This is a genomic window from Caballeronia terrestris (assembly GCF_001544515.1).
Taxonomy (GTDB): domain Bacteria; phylum Pseudomonadota; class Gammaproteobacteria; order Burkholderiales; family Burkholderiaceae; genus Caballeronia; species Caballeronia terrestris.
In genome coordinates this window covers 1-6,201 of the sequence record NZ_FCOL02000142.1, presented here as the reverse complement: position 1 = coordinate 6,201, position 6,201 = coordinate 1, and the positions used below count along the sequence as shown (strand labels likewise).

General features: G+C 58.1%; 4 protein-coding genes and 5 pseudogenes. 3 read left to right on the top strand and 6 right to left on the bottom strand.

Annotated features, from left to right (window positions below; translation table 11 throughout):
• The 4 genes and pseudogenes from AWB67_RS33795 to AWB67_RS33780 all read right to left on the bottom strand — a co-directional run.
• Nucleotides 1-303 (bottom strand): SDR family NAD(P)-dependent oxidoreductase (locus AWB67_RS33795; RefSeq protein ID WP_125477803.1); only part of this gene is annotated, 303 nt, incomplete at its 3' end.
• Nucleotides 304-456: 153 nt separating this feature from the next.
• Nucleotides 457-1,091: pseudogene (locus AWB67_RS33790) on the bottom strand (LysR substrate-binding domain-containing protein); the annotation flags it as partial.
• A 42-nt stretch (nucleotides 1,092-1,133) separates the two neighbouring features.
• Nucleotides 1,134-1,316, bottom strand: coding sequence for a hypothetical protein (locus tag AWB67_RS33785; RefSeq protein WP_087660340.1), 183 nt, complete (start codon nucleotides 1,314-1,316; stop codon nucleotides 1,134-1,136).
• A 123-nt stretch (nucleotides 1,317-1,439) separates the two neighbouring features.
• Nucleotides 1,440-1,822, bottom strand: a pseudogene (locus tag AWB67_RS33780) (hypothetical protein).
• Between the two features lie 163 nt (nucleotides 1,823-1,985).
• Here AWB67_RS33780 and AWB67_RS33775 point away from each other — a divergent pair.
• Together AWB67_RS33775 and AWB67_RS33770 are read left to right on the top strand one after the other, a co-directional pair.
• Nucleotides 1,986-2,284: pseudogene (locus AWB67_RS33775) on the top strand (Hsp20/alpha crystallin family protein).
• Entirely contained in the window at nucleotides 2,281-2,874 is a 594-nt protein-coding gene (locus AWB67_RS33770) for a LysR substrate-binding domain-containing protein (protein WP_087660339.1), read from the top strand. Before AWB67_RS33775 ends, AWB67_RS33770 begins: the two are co-directional and overlap by 4 nt.
• 2,052 nt (nucleotides 2,875-4,926) lie before the next feature.
• Here the strand turns inward: AWB67_RS33770 and AWB67_RS33760 are convergent.
• A pseudogene (locus AWB67_RS33760) lies at nucleotides 4,927-5,093 on the bottom strand (type II toxin-antitoxin system VapB family antitoxin).
• A gap of 201 nt (nucleotides 5,094-5,294) precedes the next feature.
• On the opposite strand from AWB67_RS33760, the gene AWB67_RS33755 reads away from it, so the two are divergent.
• A complete protein-coding gene (locus tag AWB67_RS33755; RefSeq protein ID WP_125477802.1) occupies nucleotides 5,295-5,585 on the top strand; it encodes a hypothetical protein in 291 nt (96 codons plus the stop codon).
• Between the two features lie 406 nt (nucleotides 5,586-5,991).
• On the opposite strand, the pseudogene AWB67_RS33750 reads toward AWB67_RS33755, so the two are convergent.
• Nucleotides 5,992-6,201: pseudogene (locus AWB67_RS33750) on the bottom strand (DeoR/GlpR transcriptional regulator); the annotation flags it as partial.

The following is a 6,201-nucleotide window of genomic DNA, read 5'->3' as shown; positions in this document are numbered from 1 at the left end:
TTCGATGTCCATCGTCTTCAACGGCTGGGTGATGCCCGCGTTGTTGATCAGTCCGTCGACGCGGCCGTACTTGTCAATGACTGCCTTCGCCGCTGCAACACATGCTGCCTTGTCAGTGACATCGCAAGCGAGCCCGAGGTGGTCTTCACCAAGATCGCGCGCAGCGCTTTCGGCGTCTTCCTTCCGAAGGTCAAGGATGACCACTCGCGCGCCCTGCGCGGAAAGCGCTTTTGCGGTGGCCTTGCCGATGCCGCGCGGCGACGCTGCACCCGTGACAATTACCACTTTGCTGTTGAGCAACATGTTTGTCTCCATCGATCGTGTTAGTTGGTAGGCGCAGTGTCTGCGCTTCAACCATCTCGATCAATGCAGTTCCGCTCAACTATTGCTGAAGAATTTTCAGATGTCGCCGCGCCGCGAAAATTACGGACAAGCCGCAAGATTCGATGTGGCCTATCAGGCCGGCGCGTGTTGGTTTTGTTCGCGTTCGACCCAAGTCAGAAATTTCGCGACACGTGGCAGATCGGCGTCTTGGGACGGGTAAACCATATGGTGGGCACCCACTTCAACGGCGAATGTACGGTCAAATACTGGTACCAGGGAACCTGCCCCAGATGGACGGATGCGAGCATCGTGCTTTCGAGCGCGATGCCCTGCTCCCAACGCTGCGGCCTCAAGGGACATGTACGAGCGATCGAAAGAAAAATCGTACGTCGCCTTACAGCGACTCCGAACTTGCCAAACCATTGCTGCCACTGCACGAGCGGCGTTTCGGAAAAATCAGGCCGCTCGAGCAGGTCTTCTGGCTTGCATACGGGAAATCTCTTTAGATAATCCTGCGACGCAAGAGGCGCCATGAACTCGTTGCGCAGCGTTTCGACTTCTCCATCGGTCCAACGCGCGTAGCCGTGCCGGATATCGACGTCGTAGTATCCGGACGTGAAGGACACATCCTCGTACGAGCAGGCCAGATTCAACTCAATGTCGTCATTTGCTTCATGAAATGAAGCCAGCCGGGGCAGCAGCCACATTTGCCCAAAGCTCGGACTCGAGTGAATGCGAAGAATCTCGACGCCCGTATGGCTAGATGCAACGCCATATGCTGCGCGGGGCTGCGCCTCCTTTTCGACCGCTTACCCATCACACGTTGGAGTGTGCCCGCGTCTGGCCTCGTCCTGCTTCTGCATCACCCGGATCACCTCGGACACCGTACACGCGAGGATCGCATCAGCCCAAGCCTCGGCGTCCTGATGCGTCAACTGCCCCGCCCGCACCATCTGGGCGTAAGTCTCGGTGCTGATTGCTATCTTTTTCATGGCGGTTTCCTTCAATCACAGGCCGGACCGTCGTTGATGTTGCTTCCGTCGCCAGCGCCTTGATCTCCTTCGGCGCGATACGGAACAGCACTGTGATTTTATAATGCCTAGTGGGGACAGCGATCACTGGATCGGGGGCACAACGCCCAGTTTCTCGGCCAGCATGCGCTCGTAAACGCCGAAGTGCAGGTCGACTTCCTCCTGACTGACCGTTGTTACGTCGATGTTCACCTGCTTGGTCTGCAGGCCCAGCACCACCGCGATCGCCGCTTCCAGTTGCGGCGCACAAATTCTGTCTTCGACCAACGTCGTCGCGACGGCAATTTCATAGATCCGTTCCTGGTCCAAGACGATTTCGACCAGCCGCGCGCGTTCATTCATGTTGTTGTCGATGGCTAGCCTCACGACCTCCGCCGCGCTGCGCAGCGCTTCAGTCGGAAGCCCTTGCTGGAGCGCAGCCGGGCGCGATGTCTGCCCAAGGTGATCCAGTCCGAACTGAATTCCATTGCTTCCTCCGCTTGCTCTTGTCGCCATCGCGACAATAAGGGCCAGCGGACGGTTTCAAGCCCGAATTTTTCAGTCCAGCCCCTTGAAACTTGCGCAGTACCGGCTATCTCAGACTTCGCTCGGGCAGTTGGCGCTGGTTTATCAGGCGCGCTGCGTGTTTCGATTTGTTTGCCAACACAGGAAGCGGTAGCGCGACGCAATGGCGATCAACCTGCACAACTCGACGTGAACGTGCACGATGGCAATCTTTACATCGAGGCCAAGCGGTCGTGCCGACACCCGCCGGCCTGCGGCTGCACCACGCCGAGATCCGCGAATCGCATTTTGCGCGCGCGGTCTCGCTCAGCCCCGACTTCGACACAGCAAAGATCGATGGAAACTTGCAGGATGGCGTGTTAAAGCTGATGATTCCGCGTCGCGATGAAGCACGGCCGCGACGGATCGAGGTCCAGACTAGCTGAGCGCGGATGACCAGCAGCGGCGTGCGGAATGGTGGCGCGGAGACACGATTCTTCTGGAAGCCATCGAGACCGCGCTGAGCGAAGATCAGATCGATCTCGCGATCGGCTTCTCCGACCTGCGTTCCGACGACGTCGAGATCGAGCCGCTTTTCGCCGAGCGGCTGACGCTCGTCGCGGGAGGCACGCATCCGCTGACGCGCGTGCCGGGCGCAGTGGTGGCAAGTCAGCTCGCGGACATCGCCCTCGCTCTCCTCACGAGCAACTTCGTTTCGCGCGGCTACGTGGACGACTATTTCCGCGCGCATCGCATCAAGCCGAAGATTTCGCTACAGGCCAATTCAATCAGCGCGGTGCTGAAGATCGTCCGGCGCGGCGAAATCGCGACGATCCTGCCCGGCGCAATGGAACACGAGCATCGCGACCTGTCCTATGTGCCGCTCGACCCCGCGTTTCCGATCCGCACGGTCGCGCTGCTGCGGCGCAAGCACGCGTATCGGACGGTGGCATCGACGGCATTTTGCATGCTGTTGAAAGACATGCTGAGCGAGGGCGAACTTTCGGGGCTAGAGAGCTTCGCGGCGAAAAGTTGAATGTCCCGGCGCAATTTGCCGTAATCGCTTGAATTGGACGATAAGCGACCACCGCTAATTCAATCCCGGCAAACCCTTTCACGCAGAAGCCGTGGCCTACGGTCAATCCAGGGGCGTCATCGCAAAGCGCAGGGAAAGCCGGACCGAAGCCAGTTTTCGATGGTTTCACTGGACTTCGAGGCGGCTGAAGCCAAGGACATGCCGCGGATGCTGGGCGACGTTCCGAACGAAAAATGTGACGGGATTTTCCTGACGATGACGTCGATGACGTGCATAGGGGTTGGGGCTGCGGGTTGGTCCTACGTTGCACCTGCGTGACGCTACAGCCATACTAAAGTCGAGCCGCTCGCATGGCGACTCGCTTTTTTAATCCTTCGAAAGCCAGCCTTCTACGGGGCTGGCTTTTTTTCGCCCGCGGAAGCTCTTAGCGTTTCTACCAAAATGGAACCGGTGTCAGCGCTAAAGTTTGTGGCCGTCGCCTTCGTAATGCATGCCGGGGCGGGCGCTCTTTCGCCACGTCAGGGATTTCCCGATTGAAGCCCGCACGCCACGTGTTATGGTTTAAGAAGGCGTTCTCCTTGGTGGATTCGCCTGCTTTCCTTGCCAGCCCGCCAACGTTGTGCGGGCTTTCTTTTGCCCATAGGCTTCAAGGGCAAAACGGCCCGCTGCTTATAAGGCGCCACCGGCGAGTCATCGGGCGCTCCACACGTTCTGAACCTAATCTCCGCTGCCTTCGTCAGCAATCGCCCACGGCCCGTGCGATAGTCATCGTCGAACCGCTGTGTTTTCTTTGTTCGCTCAAGGCTGCGCGATTCTCTCGTGTTCGCACGCGCGCTGGCAGGCCACCATTCGGCTAACTTAACGTCTAGGCGGAAGTGGGTGAGCTGCGATCTCAGCGGAGGTGCAATTTCGCTTCCTCAAAACCAAAATCCATTTTCCGTCAGTCACAATCGAAGTCTCTCGAAGAGCGCCGGCACCACACCATGACTGCGTATGAGCCTCGCCGTCGAGAAACTCGGTCCCGGTCATCACAAAGCCGTCTGGGCTATCCACCGTGGCGCCGCGTCATGCAGCGCGATGGGTTGCGGACCGGCCGCGCCGCTGAGCCAGAATCGCGGTAGACTTTACCTGTGCCGCCAATAAAGCACCGCGCTCGCCGGGCACTTCCTGCACGTCGGCGTGATCGAGCACACGGCCGCGCTGGCCCATGGGTGTTGCGTGAATCAGGACGCTTATTCAACTCGCTGTCTGGAGCATGGCTTTGAGCCGGTCCGCATCCCCGGGCTCATAGTCAAAGCCGGTGATTGCACGTCATGCCAAGTAGACGCCGGTCGCATAGTGTTCTTTGCGAAATCTCTCCTCCATCGTCGCCTCCCGCCGCGCCTCGGTTATTAAACTGCTAATTTCTCGCTCGGTTTTTTCGGTGATATGCGCGTAGGTATAAGCCGCTTTTTCATTTTCCGTTCAGTAGTTAAATTTCAGCCACGATTGCGCCAACGCAATCCCAAATGCCGTCGACTAGCTCACGTGCCGAGGTGAGACTTCGTTCGTGAAGTGCCGAGCCGCATCATAAACACTCGCGACCCCGCCAACGCTAGCTGGACCAACTTTTCCAATTACTGGCGTTATACCGATGATGGCACTCCGCGTACAGCCGTTTTTCCTCGCCAATCTGGTTCACCTTGACCGCCGGCAGGGCGCCGCATCGCTCGCACGGCATGACGACGTCCTCGGCTCGGCGGCCTGTGTCAAATAATCCGTTTACGTAGTCATCAGTGAGTTGGGGAGGAAGTGGCATATAAGTGCTCCTAAATTATACGCCACTGGCCGGAGCGTTTTCTTCTCTCCATGGACATGACAAGCTAGAAGAACGCGGTTTGTCGCTCCGATCCGATTGTCGCGATGTTTAACGGTCACGGTCCCGCAGATACCGAGAGAGATCTCGCCAATCACAAATGGATGAGACAGTACCCGTTCCATCTGCCAGCAGGCTAATCAGCAAAGAATCTGTCGCGTTAATATGGTCGATCCAGATGAAAGTATCAACAAAGATCATTCCAGGTCCTGCCGGCGACAAGGCGCCCCCTTAATTCCAGGTTGGCTACCGCCAAGGTTGGCGAGGCGCTTATCCGCCTCGCGCTGAACCAACGCCTTAAGCGCTTCACGCACAAGCGCCGATTTTCCTCCATGCCCGTATAGGCTTGGGCTTTCGCAATCATTTCATCGTCGAGGGCGATCGTTGCACGCGTAAATGCCTCCACGGGCTATGGGCTTCGATACCAACTGATACCAATGGGGCGGGACCGCCGCTGTGGTGTGGTTATGCTCCACTCGGACATTTTTTTTCACGTCGAACCGTGCACGCCCTACAATTACGTGTGGATTTAAGATATGCGAGTGCTATGAAACGGAAAGAGGAAGTGAGCCTGACAACGCCCAAGGAAACCAAGCGCTTCACGGTGGTGATCAACCCCGAAGCCCAGGTGCGGCTCAGTGAGTTCGCCAAGCAGGGCAAGTTGAGCCAGGGCCAGGTGTCGGAGGTGCTGATCGAGCGGGCCGACGTCGATAATCTAGCGACAGCGTTCAAAGCCCGCCGTCAGGATAAGGTCAAGGTCCGGGCGACCAAGAAGGTGCTGTGCGGTGCGCTGGAGAAGCTCACACCAGCGCAGAGGAAGCTACTCGAACAGTTTCACGAAAACGATAAGCTGTGAGCCTGAAGCGAAAAAAGAAGCCCGAAGTGAGCACCGGCCGCCTCCGTGTCGAGTGGCCGACGTCCGTGAAGTGATATCTATCCTTCGTCCCTGCATCGTTTCTCTGTAGTCTTGTGTTTCCGGCGCGAGATGCCGGGTCCGAACCGAACGCAGCGCGAAGATCCGCCAATCACCGCATCAATCTCGCCCGCTCCAGCATGCCGCAAATGGTAACGTTGCCGGGCGCGTTTCCAAGGCGCCGGACGGCGTACAGATTTAGCTTGATTTTCGCTTGCCGGCCGGTTTCTTCGTAGCCGCCGCGCACCAACGCCGTATGATTGCGGCCTTAAGACGGCGCGCATGGGTTGCTCTCGATCATCGAGAATGTGGCAGAAGACGAAGGCAGGCCACGGATCCGATGCGTGCCTCACTTCCCCGCTTCCGCCGAAACCACCGCCACTTCATCAAGCAACGCAAACCGTTCCAGCGCCGGCGCATCGCTCGCGGCATCGGTAATCAGTGTCCATCCGCGCTCAAGCGGCGTCCAGTGCTGCTGATTCGCGCGCTCCAGCTTGTTCGAGGTCACGAGCACGAACACGCTCGCCGCCTGCCGAATCACACATTCCTTTAAAAATGC

Excerpts from the sequence above, each read along its gene's own strand:
- AWB67_RS33785 (WP_087660340.1), bottom strand. The coding sequence starts at position 1,316 with ATGAAAAAGATAGCAATCAGCACCGAGACTTACGCCCAGATGGTGCGG.